This is a genomic window from Streptomyces sp. NPDC004721 (assembly GCF_053601495.1).
The window spans coordinates 38,456-54,596 of the sequence record NZ_JBSGBZ010000053.1 but is presented as its reverse complement, the minus strand read 5'-3'; the positions used below and the strand labels follow the sequence as shown (position 1 = coordinate 54,596).

Below are 16,141 nucleotides of genomic sequence, written 5' to 3'. Positions count from 1 at the left end.
CAGCCAGGAGCCTCCGTAGCCGGTGATCATGAGAGCGGCACCCGTGAGGGCCAGGCGCGTCCGGACAGCGGTGGCAGCCAGGTCCAGGCGGGCCATGGCCATGCCGGCGATCACGAACGGGATCCACGTCAGGGCCGGGTAGGTGCCGGTGAAGAGCAGCGAGACGATGCCGTCGGGTTCACCGGGCGAGCGGACGCCACCGTCGCCGATCGCCTGTTGCACCACGTAGAGCACCTGGGGCAGGACGAGGGCCGTTCCCGCGGCGATCGCCGCCAGTGGGCCGGCGCCGAGCCGGTACAGCGGCAGTACGAGCAGGAAGTACAGGCCGTAGAAGGCAAGGATCACATCGACCGGGGTGCCCCTCATGGTCAGGGCGGTGCCCAGGGCCAGAAGGATCACGGCCCGGATCACCACCTTGACCACTGCCTGGCGCCCGGCCCGCCCCGTCTTCGGCGTCCTGCGCCCGGTGATGAGAACAACGGCGAAGCCCGCCAGGAGGGCGAAGAGCGCGGCGGACCTGCCGTGGGCCAGCTCCATCAGGAAGCCGGTCACTCCCCCCTGGTCAGGGTCGGGCCCCACATGAGCCGCGTACATGCCGAATACCGCGAGTCCGCGGGCCAGGTCCAGCCCGATCAGTCGGCCCGTCGGCGCCTTCTTGCTGTCGCGCGCGGGGGCCGGGGCGTCCACCACGGGAGCTGCGACGTCTGAGTACTGCGTCATGCCTTCCAGGTTTGAGCGTGGGCTGATCGCCAGGTAACCGGCAGATGTCCGGGCTGCCCCGCCATCCGGCGGAGGCCTACCAGCCGGGTGTCTGGAGCCGCTGCTTGCGGAGCCGCCCTGGTCATGTGGGGCTTTGGGCTCGGTGTAGCAGGGATGGACAGCCATCGGCCGGTGTGCTTTCGACTGTACAGCCGACGGCCCCGAACAGACTGTGAGGCGGAACACATGTGATCCGGCTTGCAGTGGTGAACGATGAGGCACTGCTCCGAACTTCCGGCTCGTCCTCAACGCGGCCGACGAGATCGAGGTCGTCGCGGCGACTGGTGCCGGCCGTCGACATCGTCTGCGCGGAGCGCCCGGACGTGGTCCTGCTGGACATCTACGGCCTTGCTGCTCCCTTCCGGCAACAACGTGGCGAGGCTGCCGGCTCGTTGGGAAGCGGGCAGTCAGGAGGCGTTCGTCGCCAAGATGAACGACGACTGTTCCGGGAGTGCCGGGCCCCGTCGTCAACACCAACCGGCTGCTCCGTGCCCGTGCCCAGTGGCGGTGGCCGCACGCGCGAGGATGGCGGTGGCGCTTTCTGTTCGGCGGCCTGCTCACCGACAAACGCACGGATGGCGGGGACATGACCGTGGTCAGCCACAACGTCCACGACGCGAATCCCGACCCGCGCAAGACCGCCCGCGACCTCGCGGGGGCTGTTCCCGCTCAGAGATCGTCATGACGGCATCGGAGGGAAACCACCACCCGCGCATCGTCCGGTTTCCCACGTCTCTGGGCGGTCCTGCCGCGTTCGCCGACCGCAGGACCGGCTACTGACCGCAGTTGCCAGCGCTTGCCACGTCCATTGAGACTCGACCGACCTCACTATCCGCTGCTGCGTCATGACCGATGCAAGGTCCCGTCACTGCGCAGCGGTATGAAGTCCCAGGACAGTCTCTGCTCCTCGTCCACTACGCGCGTGTAGTCGTTGAGGGGCTGGTTGGTCTCGAGAGACGTGGCGATCGTCTTCATGAGCACCGGCACCGACGTCCACATCTCGTGTGATACGCGCATAAGGAACCTTGCTCGACCTCGGCTTCGTGGACGCGCCCCCGGTCGATCTCGGGACGGTGGTCCAGCACGAGGTAACCCCCGCTGACGTCCCGCGCGATGGGGATCAACTGCGGGTGTCCGTACAGGACGCTGCTGACCCCGATCTTCATGAAGTCGTAGTCCGCCTCTTCTCCTTTCTCATCCGCCGTGCGCTTGTCGTAGAAGCCGGTTAAAAGTTGCCACGCAGCCGCTATCTCGCGTGCACTCATCGGTCTGTAGAACCCTGGCGGTAGCGAGCCCAGCTGGTCGAGGAGACCGTCGTGCCGCGACAGCGACATCACCAAGGGCTTCAGGAGTGGTCGGCCGATGACGCGTTCGGCTCCGGCGATGTCCGCCGGATCCGCGGGCGGCGCCAGCGCGGCGTAGGTCGCCGGGGCATGCTCGGCCAGCCAGTTTTCGATTCGCTTCCACGACTCACTGATCGGCGCGGTCATGGCACGGCATCCTGCCACCTGGTGCTGACGGCCTCCTGGGAACAGCCAGACGGTGGCCGTGACCCCGATACATCCGACTGGGGGCCGTCTCTGGGCCGTGCGAGGGGACTCAACGATGACAGGCGACGACGGTCGCCGATCGCTAACCCGCAGGCCAGAACGGCGGCAGCTGGAGTGCGTGCAGGTCAGGAAGGTGCCGCGTCACTTCCAGAAGAACTGATCGAGTGCCGCACGCGCCCTTGACTCGATCCATGAAACTCCCAGCCAAAGTCGCTACGCCGACCTCTGTGCGCCCCTTCTCTTGGCCGAAGCCCTCCCATGGTGTTCTACCCGCATCGTTGCCCCGGCTGCCGGTGGGGCGGCTCAGGCGAGGCTCAGCTCGCCGGGCCGGTATCGAGCACCGCGGGTTCGGTCTTGGCGCGGACCTCCTCGACGGTGACGTCCGGAGCGAGCTCAACCAGGCGCAGGCCGTCGGTGGTGACGTCCAGGACGCATAGGTCGGTGATGATCCGTTGGACGACACCAATGCCGATGTAGGGCAGGGAACACTCCTTGACGATCTTGAAGTCGCCGTCCCGGGTCACGTGCTCCATCAGGACGACGACCTTCTTGGCACCGTGCACCAGGTCCATTGCCCCGCCCATGCCTTTGACCATCCCCCCGGGGGATCATCCAGTTGGCGATGTCGCCGGTGGCGGAGACCTGCATCGCGCCGAGGACGGCGGCGTCGATCTTGCCGCTGCGGATCATCCCGAAGGACGTCGCGGAGTCGAAGAAGCTCGCGCCGCGGCGTACGGTCACGGTCTCCTTGCCGGCGTTGACGAGGTCGGGGTCGACCTCGTCCTCGGTCGGGTAGCGGCCCGTGCCGAGGACGCCGTTCTCCGACTGCAGCACCAGCTCCACGTCATCGGGCACGTGGTTCGGGATGAGTGTCGGGAGCCCGCACCGCATGTACGCAACCGAGATCCGCCCCATCGGCTGCCCTCCCGCTGGCCGGGAGTACGTCCTCCGCGGAATCAATGCAACGGACTACTCCATCGGGTACATCCGGTCGGGGCTCGGTGTGGAGATAGCAGGGCCGGAATCCGAACGCTCGTATTTTGTGGCGCGCTCGGTTGATGGTCGATGAGCGCTGCCCGCCCTCGGAACGGGACCGAGCGGGGAGGCTCACCACTCAGGCTGCCGAGCTGCAGGGCAAGCTCCCTGCCGTTCCCTCAGACCGTCGAAGTACTACGTGCAGTAGGCCGCGGCTTCGCCGTCCTTCACGCGGACTGATCCCATCGCCCTGAGCGGGTAGGGCCGTCTCCAGGCCCTCCCACCACAACCTCACATCCTCAGAACAGGCCACCACTGGAGGCATTCGTCCGGGCGTGGCCGCCCCGCAAGAGCGGATTCCAAGGCGCGATCGCACCACCTATCGGCGTACAAGTGGTGCATCACCTCGTACGGATGAGAGGGGTCTGCCGCTGTGCCGCGCTCACCACGTCTTTCGTCTCCACCCTCAGCACCGGGGCGATAGCTGCCCTGGCGGTCGCGGGCACGCTCGTCATCGATCTTCAAGGCGGCCACCTGCTGGGCGGCACGATCCTCGACAGATTCCTCGCCGCTTGCCCGCTGCCGACCACCCTGGAGCCCGCCGAAGCAGGGGAAGTGCTCGGGGCGGGACGGTTCGGCCGGCCGCGGGGTCTGCAGCGCGCTCCGGGACGCGGCCGTCAGCCGTGGTACGGGGTTCCGATACGGCAAGGCTTGTGCCTCCTGATGGACGGAACTGCTCAGCCGTATGGCAGCTGTCGTGCAGGACAGCGGTGCCTCAGGTGCCTGCGCCGGCGTCGTGTTCAGGCGGGCTGCTTTTGGCTGTCCTTTCCTGCTGCGGAAGCTTCCGGCGCCTTGGACGGTGTGTAGAAGACGGAGGCGCCCTGCTTTCTGCGCTGGGCCTGGTTCTTGGCCACCAGTCCTTCGAGCGTGGTGCGCACGACGGTGGCCTTGATGTTGCGTTCGGGGTGCTGCTGTCCCAGTGCGGTGGTGATTTCGGCGGCGGAGCGCGGTTCGCTCCGTGCGGCCAGGTACTCGCGGACGATCTCGACGAGGGTGCGCTGTGCTGTTGGTGAAGCCGTCGCCTTGTCTGCGGTTTTCTTCGGCGAGTTCTTCTTGGGGGCGGTTTCCCGGGAAGGTGCGGCGGGCATCTTGGCCTGCTTCCGCTTGCTCTGGTTCGGCTCGGCGGTGGGCTTCTTGCGGGGCGCGGGCACTGCCTTCGTGGCCCGACCGGTCGTGGGCTTCTGCGGAACCGAGGTAACGCCAAGGGCCTGTTGGACATTCACCAGGACGGCGTGTTCGTGCTGGAGGGTGGCCAACTGTTCCTGCAGCGATGTGATGTCACCGCTGATGCGTTCTTGCTCCTTGACGTTGTTCTCAAGGTCCGTGGCTACTTGAGCGGCGTACTGCGTTGCCAGGCCGGTAGTTGCCGTTTCGGTCTTGGACATGAGAGTTGTCACTCCTTCCGGGTCTGCAGTCCATTTGCCGCAGGTCCATAGACGTACGCGAATCCGAACGCGTGTGCCGTTTAGGCGGGGGTGTGGAGGCTGCAGCGGCTAGTACTGCAAGCTGTGTTCCAGTGATAGTACGGGACAAAGGCATGTGTTGGTCTCTTTCCGGGTGTCCGAGGATCAACTGCCGGACTGACCACGGGTGTTTGTTGCGCAACGCATACCCACTGTGCAGTGGTGGAGCGACCACTCCTAATTGGTTTCCGTTCGCTGCTTCGACGCGGCCAGGGATGCCGGCCACGAGCGGCTGAGAATCCGGTCCTGCTGCTGCATCGGAGGCGGCGGCCGCGCGCCTGCCGCCCGACTCGACGGTCTTCTCAGCTTCGCAGTACCTGTCCTCCAGGAGTGCTTGCCGTCCGCGGCCTTTGAGGGTCGTCACCTACAGACACGCCTCTACGGGTGTTGAAAAGTGCGTGGAGAGTTGGCTCGGCTCGGGCACCGGATCGCAGCCTCGACGGTGTGGAAGGTTCTCCACGGAGCGGGCATCGACCCCGCGCCGCGCCGCGTCGCTCCGGTCCGACCTGGCGTGAGTTCCTCACCGCCCAGGCCGAAGGCATCATCGCGGCGGACTTCTTCCACATCGACACCACGCTCGGCAAGCGGCTCTATGCGCTGGCCTTCCTCGAGCACGGCACCCGGCGCCTGCACATCACCAGCGTCACCGCCCACCCAACGCGGGAGTGGACGGTGCAGCAGGCGAGGAATCTCACCCCCGACCTCGGGATACACATGGAGTCCCTGCGGTTTCCGCTGCGCGACCGAGACGGCAAGTACGGCGAGGCATTCGACGCCGTCTTTGAGGCAGAGGAACTGGACGTGATCAGAAGTGCACCGTGGGCACCTCGGATGAACGCCTACTGCGAGCGCGTCATCGGCAGCATCCGCCGCGAGGTCCTCGACCACATCCTCGTCATGGGAGAGGCACATGCCCGGCAGGGGCTTGCGGCCTACCAGAGCCACCACAACGAGCACCGGCCCCACCAGGCGCGCAACCAGCTACCACCCGCTGCCCAGACACAGCCCACCGCGATAGACCTCGGCGCCCACAAGCTGCTGCGCACCCGAATCCTCGGCGGCCTCATCAACGAGTGCAGATACGCCGCGTGACCCGCGGCGACGACTTTTCGAGCGGCATGGGGTGTCGACTCCGATGACGTCGTCGACGTGTTCTGCGAGCATGGTCACGCGGTCGTTCTCCTCCGTGCGGACGGGCCGTGGTCGGCGTCGACCTGGGTGGAGTCACCACGTGGCGGAACTCTGATAAGAATCTCGGCGACATGGCGGACGGCCCGGCCGCCCGCCCACCCGAGTCCACCGACTCCGCCGTGACCTCGGGCTGACGACCACAGCCGCAGCCCGATCTCGACTTCGCCACCAAGTCAGTGATCAGTACTTCGCCGGGATCGGGCGCCGTGCGGGCCGGGACTGGAACTCAGGCACAAGGTGTGGTTCGTGCGCAAGTCGGCCGGGGGAATTCCGCCCGGCGGCCGGGCCGGTGGCTCAGGACTGCAAGAATGGCCGGGTCAGCCGTTCGGCGTACAGCGGCGGGCGCGTCGCGTGCCCCGGAGCTTATGCCTCCGACGAATGGGAAGCCCTCAGCCATGACCGCCCAGCGCAGCTCCGGGGAGCGCACTGCTTTCGTCCACCAGCTCAAGGTCGCTCTGGTGGGGATGAGACCTCCGGTGTGGCGGCGGCTGGTGGTGCCTTCGGACATCGCCCTGGGGTCGCTGCACGACGTGATCCAGGGGGCGTTCGGCTGGGAGGGCATGCACCTGCACGTCTTCGAGGACCGCGCCGGCGGACGGTACGCCCCTCGGGAGGACCTCGACGTCCCGGTCTTCGACGAGGAGGAGGCCGGCCTCGCGGATGTCCTGCCGGGCATCGGCGACCGCATGGACTACACGTACGACTTCGGCGACGACTGGCTGCACCGGATCACGGTGGAGGCGGTGCGCCCCGCCCGGGAGGGTGAAGGGGAGCACGCGGTGTGCGCGGGCGGGCGCCGGGCCATGCCGCCCGCCGAGGACCTCGGCGGTGTGTGGGGGCTGGCCGGGCTGCTGGAGCGGTACGCGGACGGGGAGCGGCCGAGCCCCACGCTTGTCCGGCACGGCGGTGAGGAGTGGGCGGAGTACGACGGCCTGCACGACGAGGTGCTGGCGGGCCTGTACGAGGTGGGCTTCGACCCGGTCGCCTTCGACCCCGCCGAGCTCACCGGGGAGCTCGCGCAGGTGCCGCTACGTCGGGCGGTGGGCACGAAGCGGAAGAGGCGCGGCGGGCCGGGTGGGCGCCAGGTCCCGCCGGGGAGGTACCGGTGCGAGTGCGGTGGTCTGCACCCGCTGCCCGGAGGCGCGGGACCGCTCGCCGAAGGCGACGAGCCGGACGACGAGGTGTCGCTGTCCGATGTCCTGGGCGCCGTGGGCTTGCGGGTGCCGGCCGTGCGGCTGCCTGGCGAGGCGGAGTTGGCCCGCGCGGTGCGCGAGGTGCCCGCTTTCATGGCGGCGGTGCGGCTCGGGCACTGGTGCGGCGGCGGTCGGGAGCTGACCCCGAAGGGGGTGCTGCGGCCGAAGCTCGCCCGGCAGGCCGTGGAGGAGGCCGAGCTGTGGCGCGTCGACCCCGAGGGGTGGGGTGATGCCGAGGAGCGGGCCGCGTGGCTGGCGAAGGTCCGCAGCGCGGCTGACATGGAGCCGCTGGCTCTGCCCTGGGACTGGGCGCTGGACTGTGGCTTCGTCGAGGTGGAGGGCAACCGGGCGTACGCCGGCGGCGAACTGCCGGATCAGGACGATGACGCGGCGCTCCTGTCTGCCTGGGAGGAAGCGGTGGCGGGCGCGGCGGTCGAACTCTCCCTCTCCTTCCCTGCGTTGGACGAGTTGCCGGGCGGGCTGCAGCCGTTGCGGGAGCTGGTCGAGGAAGCCCCGCCGCTGGTGTTCTTGATGCTGATCGCGGCGTACGGGCTGCCCGATGGGGAGTGGCTGGCCGTCGACGGCTTCCTCACCGACGGCATGGAAGGGCTGCCCGAAGGCCCGGCCCGGCGGCTGGTCTCGGCGCTCCTCATCGGCCAATATCACGACACCGCCGGGACTCTGGAGCTGTTCGGCGCCGCCGAACGTGAGGGCCACGAGCCTCCGCCGGCGGACGCCGTGCTCGCGCTGCTGTTTGACGGGCCCGACGGCGGCATGCGGGGCACGCCGTCCGTCGGCCGCTTCCGGCTCACCCCGCTGGGCCGCTCCGGCCTGCGCGCGCTGCTGGTGGCGGCGGGCGTCCCGGCACCGGTGATCGGCTCGCTCGCCCAGGCGGACGCCCGCGCACTGCTGGCCGCGCTCCCTGCGTACCCCTCCGAGACGGACGTGGCGGCGGAGGTGGCGGGCTGGCTGGCGGCTCGCCCCGCGGCGGACGCGGCTGTCCAGGTGGTGGACGCCTGCGACGGCACGGAGCCGGCCGACGCCCTGCGCCGCCTGCAGGCCCCGCGGGTGCTGGCCGCCATACTGGAGGCGGACCGCACCGGGCGGGCGAAGGCGGTACTGCGCAAGGCCGCCCTCTCGAAGGTCACCGGCTGTGCTCACGCGGCGGCTTCCATGTTGCGCCGGATCGGCGAGCCTGCCGAGGGGGAGGACGCGTGGGGCCTGGAGTGGATGCTGGTGGACGGCGTGCTGCCGTTCGTCGCGGCGGGCGAGCAATTGCTACGCGAACAGCTGCTGGCAGGCCCCGAGGACGGCAGGCGTCCGCTCGACCAGCTGGCCGAGCGCGCCGACGACCTGTGGCGGGCCGGCCACCCGCACGCCGGCGAGGTGCTCGGCGCGCTGGCCGATGCCGTCAAGCCCGTCGACAAGGCCCTGGCCAAGCGGCTGCGGAAGGCCGCGTTCAAGGCGGGGAGCACCAAATGAGCCTGCTCGTGAGGGAGATCGGCGCCGAAGCTGTACCGCTCGTCGATCCCGCTGCTACCGCCTGGGCCCGCGAGCGCCTCGTCGCCGGCGGCTGGGCGGCCGTGTTCGCCCCTGCCGAACCGGGACAGCCGGCCCGGCTCGGCCGTCTGGTGCTCTACCGGTCCGCGGCCGACGCCTGCCGCGTGCCCGCCCAGGCCGCCGCGCCGGAGGCGGTGGAGCGGGTCCGGCTGCCGCTGGTCCTGCCGCACGGCAGCGGGGTGCGCACCCGCACCGTCGATGGGTGGGCGCTCGATCCCGGTGGCGCGCTCGCCCTCCTGCTCGACCTGCCCGGGACCGGGGTCCATCCCTCGCTCCTCGCGTGGGCAGCCGTCGCCCGGCTCGCCCTTCGGCTGCTGGGCGAGGGACGCCTGTATCCGGCGCTGACCTCCGACACGTACACCACCTGGCGCTTCGGACCGCCCGGTGCGAAAGGCAAGCGGGACCTGGACGCGCTGGCCGCCGCCCTGCCGCCGTACGCCCACAACCTCCCCGCGCCCCCGGCGGACGACCAGACCGTACGAATCGCCGAACCGGGCGCTCTGGTAGGGGAGTTCTGCGACGCGCTCGCGGACGCTCTGCCGCGCACCCCGGCCGCCGGCCGGGCCGTGCCCGGCAACCCTTACGCCAACCGTGCGACCGCCCTGTATCCGCGCCTGGCCCAGTGGGCGGCCGAAACCGCGGCCGAGCGGGCCGCGCAGATCAGTGTGGAACTGCGGGTCGAGCCCCCGGCCGGGCGGCGCCGTGTCTTCCACACGGTGTTGCAGCTGCGGACCGCGGCCGACCCGTCCCTGGTCCTGGACGCTGCCGAGTTGTGGGCCGATCCGGTTCGCGCACAGCACCTGCTCGGTCCGCGCGCCGAGGAAGAAGCGCTGCTCGCGCTGCGTCGCGCCGCCCGCGCCTGGCGACCGCTGGCTCGCCTGCTCGCCGAGGCCGCCCCCAGCGTGCTGCGGCTCGATGACGAGGAGGCCATGGAGCTGCTGGGGGACGCCACCGACACATTGCGTTCGGCGGGCGTGCGGGTGCACTGGCCGCGTGAGCTGGTCAAGTCCCTCGAAGCGCACGCGGAGATCGGGGCGGCGACCGCGCCCGGCGCGACCGTGGACACCCTGCTGGGCCGCGACGCCCTGCTCGACTTCTCCTGGCATGTCGCGCTCGGCGGCGAGAAACTCACCGAGACCGAGCTCGACCAACTCGCTGAGGCCCGCCGCCCGCTGGTCAAGCTGCGCGATCAGTGGGTGGTCGCCGACCCGAAACTCGTGGCCCGCCTCAAACGGCGGCGCGACCGCGAACTCGACCCGCTGGACGCACTCCAGGCGGTGCTGACCGGAGAAGTGGAATGGGACGGTGAGCGCGTCGCGGTGGAGGCGGCCGGCGCCTTCGGCGAGCTGGTCGCCCAACTGCGCGCCCCCGAGGGCCGCGGCCTCGTCCGGGCACCGAAGGGCCTGACCGCCACCCTGCGCGGTTACCAGCAGCGGGGCCTGGCCTGGCTGGCGGACATGACCCGCCTGACCCTCGGCGGCATCCTCGCCGACGACATGGGCCTCGGCAAGACCGTCACGCTGCTCGCCCTCCATCTGCACCGCCAGGAGCAGCCCGACACCGCGGGTCCCACCCTCGTGGTCTGCCCGGCCTCGCTGCTCGGCAACTGGCAGCGCGAGGCCGCCCGCTTCGCCCCCGCCGTGCCGGTACGCCGCTACCACGGCGGCGAGCGCACCCTGGACCACCTCGCCGGTAACGAACTCGTCCTGGTCACCTACGGCGTGCTGCGCCGCGACCGGGAGCGGCTCGCCGCCGTGAAGTGGTCGCTGGTGGCCGCCGACGAGGCCCAGCACGTCAAGAACCCGTACGCCACCACCGCCCGCGAACTGCGCGCCCTGCCCGCCCGTGCCCGCGTCGCGCTCACCGGCACCCCGGTGGAGAACAACCTTTCCGAGCTGTGGGCACTGCTCGACTGGACCACACCCGGCCTGCTCGGCCCGCTCGCTGCCTTCCGCGACCGTTTCGCCAAAGCCATCGAGCGCGGCGCGCTGGGCATGGACGACGACGCGGAGACCGCCGAACAGGCCCGGCAGGCCGCCGAGCAACTCACCCGTCTCACCCGCCCGTTCCTGCTGCGCCGCCGCAAGTCCGACCCTGGGATCGCCCCCGAACTGCCGGCCAAGACCGAGACCGACCACCCCGTCGCCCTCACCCGCGAGCAGGCCGCCCTGTACGAGGCGCAGGTACGTGAGGCCATGGCCCGGATCGAGAAGGCGGACGGCATCGCCCGCCGCGGCCTGGTCCTCAAACTCCTCACCGCGCTCAAACAGATCTGCAACCACCCCGCCCACTACCTGCGCGAGGCCGGTCCGCTGCCCGGCCGCTCGGGCAAACTGGAACTCCTCGACGAACTGCTCGACACGGTGGTGGCCGAAGGCGAGGGCGCCCTGGTCTTCACGCAGTACACGCAGATGGGCAAGCTCCTTCAGCGGCACTTCGCCGACCGCGGTGTACGCGCCCGCTACCTGCACGGCGCCACCGCCGTCCCCCGGCGCGAGGAGATGGTCGCCGCCTTCCAGCAGGGCGAGTTCCCCGTCTTCCTGCTCTCCCTGAAGGCCGCCGGTACCGGCCTCAACCTCACCCGCGCCACCCACGTGATCCACTACGACCGCTGGTGGAACCCCGCCGTCGAGGACCAGGCCACCGACCGTGCCTACCGCATCGGCCAGGACCGCCCTGTCCAGGTCCACCGGCTCACCACGCAGGGCACGGTCGAGGACAGGGTCGCCCGCCTGCTCGGTGCCAAGCGCGCCCTCGCGGACCAGGTCATCGCCTCCGGTGAGGCCTCCCTGACCGAACTCTCCGACGCCGACCTCGCCGAACTCGTCGCACTCTCCAAGGAGTTCGAGGCATGACCCCCGCCCGCAAGGCACCCCGTACCGGCAGCCGCGCCTTCGCCGCCACCTGGTGGGGGCAGGCCTGGGTGGACGCCCTGGAGGCCTCCACCCTCGATTCCGGCCGCCTCTCCCGCGGCCGCACCTACGCCCGCAAGGGCATGGTCGGCCCGGTCACCGTCACCCCCGGTGTGCTGCGCGCCGAGGTCGAGGGCAGCGCCCCCTGGCCGTACGACGCCGCGGTGCACCTGCGCGTCCTCACCGACGCCCAGTGGGACACCCTCCTCGACGCCATCGCCGCCCAGGCCGGCCGCACCGCCGCCCTCCTCGACGGCGAGATGCCCGCCGACCTCGTCGACGACGCCCGCACCGCCGGCATCCCCCTGCTGCCCGAGCCGAGCGAACTCGACCCCGAGTGCTCCTGCCCCGACTGGGGCTACCCCTGCAAGCACGCCGCCGCCCTGTGCTACGCCACCGCCGCCCACCTCGACGACGACCCCTTCTGGCTCTTCACCCTCCGCGGCCGCACCAAGGACACCGTCCTCGCCGCGCTGCGCACCCGGCGCCAGGCCCGCACAGGCGCCGCGCCGGAAACCGGCGGCACGCCCCGCGGCCGGGGCGTGCCCGCCCGCGACGCGTTCGCCTCCTTCGACGGCGTCTTCACCCCGCCCGCCTCACAGACCGAGGGAACCGAGAGCCCGCCCGCCGACCCCGCCGACCCCGGGTCGGTCCCTTCCCCCCTCACGACCACGCCCCCACCCGACGCCCCCTTCACCCTCGACGACCTCGAAGCCCTCACCCGGGACACCGCTCAGCGCGCCCGCGCCCTTGCGGCCGGACACACCGCCTCCCTCACCTGCACCCCGCTCGACGACGCCGTACGCCTCGCCGCGAGCGGCGTCGGCGAGCACTGGTTCCATCAACTCGTACGCTCCACCGGCCTGCCTCCATTCGATTTCGCCCGCCTGGTCCGCGCCCAGCGCCACGGCGGCCCGGCCGGCGTCGCCGTCGCCCGCGCGCCCCTCACCCCCGACCCCGCTGCCATGGCTGCGGCCCGCGCCGCCCTCTGCGACCCCGACAACGCCGACAACGCGGAGACCGAGGACGACACCGCGGGCACCGTGCGGGTACGCGTCTGGCGCAACCGTCTCACCGCCGATGACGAGGGCGTCCAGATCCGCCTCGGCCCCGACAACCGATGGCATCCCTACCTCCGCGAAGGCCGCGGCTCCACCACCCGATGGTGGCCCTGTGCCCCCGCCACAGCCGACCCCGTCGCCGCTCTCGTCGCGGCCCGTACCGCCGCCACGCGGAACTGACGGTCCTGGACGGCTGGTCCGGGAGGCTGCCTGGGGTGTGTCCGATGGGTCCAGTCGGATGCCGTGGCGGGTGCTGTCTCGCAACGGCTGAGCCGGATCGGGTGCCTACACCCGTTTCCCGGTTTCTGACTGGTGTTCTCGCTACGGTTTGGTCTGCATGCGGCCCCAAACCAAGGAGATCAGCGGGTGTCCGATCTGGACTTCTACGCTCACGTCGCCACTCACCGCGACGTCCTCGGGATCGGCATCGGATCCGGGCCCGGCGCATGGGAAGCCACAGTGGGGCCGGACTACCTCGACGATCCAGGTAAGAAGCTGCTGCGCCGGGACTACGGGCTGGTGGAGCTCTCCTTCTCAGACGCCGATGGGCTCATGTCCTGCTTCGGGATCAGCGTGCAGGTCCACCGGTTGGTCCACGGCCACTGTGTGCCGCCATCCCTGGTGCGCGAGTACGGCGAGTTCACGCCCCGTGCTCGGTTTGAGGAGTTGCGGTCCATGATCCTTTCCTTGGGGTGCAAGGTCGAGCCCGACGACCTCTCGGGGGACGTCCACCGCTATCGCGTGCCTGAGTCCGGCGCTCGCATCTTCGTCATCGACGACCCCGACCCCTTCGGGGATGGCGATCACGATGTCGACGATCCAGAGGTCCACCAAGCGGGCGACGTATGGGCGTTGAGCGTGTCCCCGGCCTGGTGGGGGCGGTACTAGGGGCAGATCCTTACCGGAGCCAAAGGCCGGGCTCACAGGTGCCATGGGCTGAGCTTGCTCAACGCTTCGGCGCGTTCCTCAATGATCTTCATCCGGGCAGGCCGCTCGACTTCGTGGTGGTGGGTGTCGTGAGCCATGAGCTGGTACAAGTTCGCCGTTGAGTACGTGGACGCGCGCTGGACTCGACTTTGCGGCAGCAGCCGGAAGAACCCTCGCCAAGACTCTGACCGTGCACAGCGTGGCGCTCTTGCGCGTCAAGCCCGCTCAGTTCGAACCCGCTGCGGTGCGTACCGCCCTGCGCGAATGGGCGTTCAACGCGAACCGGCGCGGTGCGGCTCCCTGCGACGTGGAGAGCATCCTCAGGTGGGTGGAGCGGAACTCGCTTCCCGTCTCGGCTTGGGAGGACCCGGACAAGGCCGACGAGGTCTTACGAGCCCTCGACACACGCCTCGACGGCAGGCAGGCCGCCGCCTGGTCACGCAAGCGTCATCGCCGGATCCTGAACGTCGCCATGAAGCACGCGATACGGCGGCGCATCCTGCGGGCCAACCCCCTGCCCAAGGGGAAGGGACACGGCCGCTGCCACCAAGACCACCAACGCCGTGGACAAGCGGTCCTTGATGAGTCCGGAGCAGGCTGCGGCCCTCCTCGACTGGATCCGGCGCCGACCACGCGGAGGCAGGCGCCTGCACGCGTTTTTCGCCACGCTGTACTACTGCGGTCCGCGTCCCGAGGAAGCAGTGGCCGTTCGGGTGAAAGATGTGACGTTGCCCGTTCCCGGTGCCGAGGACCAGTGGGGTGAACTTCTGATCCACACGGCGACGCCGGAGGTCGGCAAGCAGTGGACCGACACGGGGGAGATCCACGAAGAGCGCGATCTCAAGGGCCGTGCCGAGGGGGAGACCCGCACCGTGCCGGGACATCCCGCTCTGACGCGCATCCTGCGGCAGCACATCGAGGACGAGGGGCTCCAGCCGAGTGACCTGCTCTTCCAGGGAGAGACGGGCGGCATCCTCGCGGGCTGCGTCATCCGGCGGGCCTGGCACGGCGCGCGCAAGGCGGTGCTGCCTCCCCACGTTTTCGAGTCGCTCACGGGAAAGCGCGTGTACGACAACCGGCATACGCGCCTGACGAAGTGGCTCAACGGCGGGATACTGCCCGCTCAGGTGGCGGACTGGGCCGGCAACAGCGTCCCGGTGCTTCTGGCCACGTACGCCCGCTGTGTCGAGGGGCAGCTTCCCGACCTCAAGAGGCGGCTCGAAGCCGCGGGGGATCTCCCGGAGCTGCCGGACGTCGGCTGACCGTCCCGGCCGAGACCTTCGGCACGTATTCGACACGGCCACCCGCGAAAACCCGGTGACAGCCGGACAGCCCCGGAGCCTTCCCGTGATCGTCGGGGGAGCGCCCGGGGCTTCGGCGTGCGCGGTGAAACCCGCCCTGGCCAGCGAAAGCCCTCCCGAGAGGGAGGGCGGAGACTGGCGCCCCCGGCAGGACTCGAACCTGCGGCCAAGCGCTTAGAAGGCGCCTTGTGGCTGCGCCCCGTCCTCCTCTTGACCTGTGGCACTTCCTCAACTGAGCGGCCGGCCGGTAGAACTTCGACACGGATTCGACACGCAGTGTCTTGGCGGCTCTGTACGGTGCGAACGACACACACGCTGGGGACGAACTGTTGGGGGCGAGCATGACGGAGTATCTGTCTGAGGTTGATCCGCGATGGGCTGAGCACTCTGGCCTAGAGAAGCACTACGGCGCTCCGGAATGGGGCCCGGAGGACTTGGAGCGTGCCGCGGTGTTCCTGGCTGAGCTCGCCCCGAAGGCCCGACGGATGTTCGAGTACATGCTGCGCACCCCTGGCCGTGCGATCCACTGCACGGAGCTGGCGGACAAAGCTCTGGGCTGGCCGAATGAGGGGAATCTGGCAGCGCGCGTGGCAGCTGTGGTGCGTGGAATGGACAAAGGTCAGAGCAACAGTGGGCGGCGGTACCCGTTCTACTGGTGGGCGGCCCCTGTGGGGAGTGAGGGCGCAACGTACGCCGTCCGCCCCTCGGTGGCAGCGGTGTTCCTGGCCGCTCAGCTCGGCGCTTCGTGATCTGCACAGCCGCAACTGACCACCGGCGGCTGTGACCTGCGACCGCCTAATCGATCAACGTCCTGACCTGCTGCCAAGCTGTCGGCAGTTGTCAGCGTTGGTTATCGCTGAGCGCCCTTCCACGGTCCGAGGACGGCCCGGGAGGGCGCTCGTGCGTGAGCACCGCTTTAGGAGTTCGATCGATCCTCGGCACTGCCAGGGGGCAACCCAGCCACGCTGGCCAGGTCAGGCCGCCTAGGGTGCTGACGTCCGGCGTCGTTGATGTCACTCGTGGATGTCAGAACGGTGCAACCACGTGCACGCATGTCGTCGTGATCACCATTGATGTCAGCGAGGTGAAACGACGAGCGCGCCCTGCACCTGCTTCTGATGCGGGAGCTAGGTTTCCCGGCCTTCTACGGCATGAACTGGGATGCCTAGTGAAGGCCCTTCGCAGGCGA

The 16,141-nt window shown here is 69.9% G+C and carries 11 protein-coding genes and 2 pseudogenes; 9 read left to right on the top strand and 4 right to left on the bottom strand.

The window, feature by feature from the left end; translation table 11 throughout:
* A partial coding sequence (locus tag ACWEK3_RS33625; protein WP_453251392.1) for a heparan-alpha-glucosaminide N-acetyltransferase domain-containing protein occupies positions 1–720 on the bottom strand: 720 nt, incomplete at its 3' end.
* A 490-nt stretch (positions 721–1,210) separates the two neighbouring features.
* Between ACWEK3_RS33625 and ACWEK3_RS33620 the strand changes: the two genes are divergently transcribed.
* Entirely contained in the window at positions 1,211–1,444 is a 234-nt protein-coding gene (locus ACWEK3_RS33620) for a hypothetical protein (protein ID WP_453251394.1), read from the top strand.
* Positions 1,445–1,730: 286 nt separating this feature from the next.
* Here ACWEK3_RS33620 and ACWEK3_RS33615 read toward each other — a convergent pair whose 3' ends face one another.
* The 3 genes and pseudogenes from ACWEK3_RS33615 to ACWEK3_RS33605 form a co-directional block, all read right to left on the bottom strand.
* Positions 1,731–2,249, bottom strand: coding sequence for an SMI1/KNR4 family protein (locus ACWEK3_RS33615; RefSeq protein WP_453251391.1), 519 nt, complete (start codon positions 2,247–2,249; stop codon positions 1,731–1,733).
* 374 nt (positions 2,250–2,623) lie between these two features.
* Positions 2,624–3,191: pseudogene (locus ACWEK3_RS33610) on the bottom strand (3-oxoacid CoA-transferase subunit B); the annotation flags it as partial.
* Between the two features lie 893 nt (positions 3,192–4,084).
* Entirely contained in the window at positions 4,085–4,729 is a 645-nt protein-coding gene (locus tag ACWEK3_RS33605) for a hypothetical protein (RefSeq protein ID WP_450547304.1), read from the bottom strand.
* Positions 4,730–5,198: 469 nt separating this feature from the next.
* Between ACWEK3_RS33605 and ACWEK3_RS33600 the strand changes: the two are divergent.
* From ACWEK3_RS33600 to ACWEK3_RS33565, 8 genes and pseudogenes are all read left to right on the top strand, one after another.
* A pseudogene (locus ACWEK3_RS33600) lies at positions 5,199–5,899 on the top strand (integrase core domain-containing protein); the annotation flags it as partial.
* Positions 5,900–6,393: 494 nt separating this feature from the next.
* The gene (locus ACWEK3_RS33595) at positions 6,394–8,673 is read left to right on the top strand and encodes a plasmid pRiA4b ORF-3 family protein (protein ID WP_453251390.1); all 2,280 of its coding nucleotides are present in this window, start codon (positions 6,394–6,396) and stop codon (positions 8,671–8,673) included.
* Positions 8,670–11,606 carry a DEAD/DEAH box helicase gene (locus tag ACWEK3_RS33590; RefSeq protein WP_453251389.1) on the top strand — a complete coding sequence of 979 codons (2,937 nt, stop codon included), beginning with the start codon at positions 8,670–8,672 and terminating at the stop codon, positions 11,604–11,606. Before ACWEK3_RS33595 ends, ACWEK3_RS33590 begins: the two co-directional genes overlap by 4 nt.
* Positions 11,603–12,904 carry an SWIM zinc finger family protein gene (locus ACWEK3_RS33585; RefSeq protein ID WP_453251388.1) on the top strand — a complete coding sequence of 434 codons (1,302 nt, stop codon included), beginning with the start codon at positions 11,603–11,605 and terminating at the stop codon, positions 12,902–12,904. The genes ACWEK3_RS33590 and ACWEK3_RS33585 overlap by 4 nt, the downstream gene beginning before the upstream one ends.
* Before the next feature lie 186 nt (positions 12,905–13,090).
* Positions 13,091–13,612, top strand: a complete 522-nt coding sequence (locus ACWEK3_RS33580; protein WP_453251387.1) for a hypothetical protein — start codon at positions 13,091–13,093, stop codon at positions 13,610–13,612.
* 761 nt (positions 13,613–14,373) lie between these two features.
* Positions 14,374–14,913 carry a hypothetical protein gene (locus ACWEK3_RS33575; protein WP_453251386.1) on the top strand — a complete coding sequence of 180 codons (540 nt, stop codon included), beginning with the start codon at positions 14,374–14,376 and terminating at the stop codon, positions 14,911–14,913.
* Between the two features lie 380 nt (positions 14,914–15,293).
* On the top strand, positions 15,294–15,701 hold the full coding sequence (locus ACWEK3_RS33570; RefSeq protein ID WP_453251385.1) for a DUF6416 domain-containing protein: 408 nt from the start codon (positions 15,294–15,296) through the stop codon (positions 15,699–15,701).
* A gap of 369 nt (positions 15,702–16,070) precedes the next feature.
* Complete coding sequence (locus ACWEK3_RS33565) at positions 16,071–16,121, top strand: hypothetical protein (protein WP_453251393.1); 51 nt, start codon at positions 16,071–16,073, stop codon at positions 16,119–16,121.
* Positions 16,122–16,141: the final 20 nt, after the last annotated feature.

Excerpts from the sequence above, each read along its gene's own strand:
- ACWEK3_RS33615 (WP_453251391.1), bottom strand. The coding sequence starts at position 2,249 with ATGACCGCGCCGATCAGTGAGTCGTGGAAGCGAATCGAAAACTGGCTG.
- ACWEK3_RS33605 (WP_450547304.1), bottom strand. The coding sequence starts at position 4,729 with ATGTCCAAGACCGAAACGGCAACTACCGGCCTGGCAACGCAGTACGCC.
- ACWEK3_RS33595 (WP_453251390.1), top strand. The coding sequence starts at position 6,394 with ATGACCGCCCAGCGCAGCTCCGGGGAGCGCACTGCTTTCGTCCACCAG.
- ACWEK3_RS33590 (WP_453251389.1), top strand. The coding sequence starts at position 8,670 with ATGAGCCTGCTCGTGAGGGAGATCGGCGCCGAAGCTGTACCGCTCGTC.
- ACWEK3_RS33585 (WP_453251388.1), top strand. The coding sequence starts at position 11,603 with ATGACCCCCGCCCGCAAGGCACCCCGTACCGGCAGCCGCGCCTTCGCC.
- ACWEK3_RS33570 (WP_453251385.1), top strand. The coding sequence starts at position 15,294 with ATGACGGAGTATCTGTCTGAGGTTGATCCGCGATGGGCTGAGCACTCT.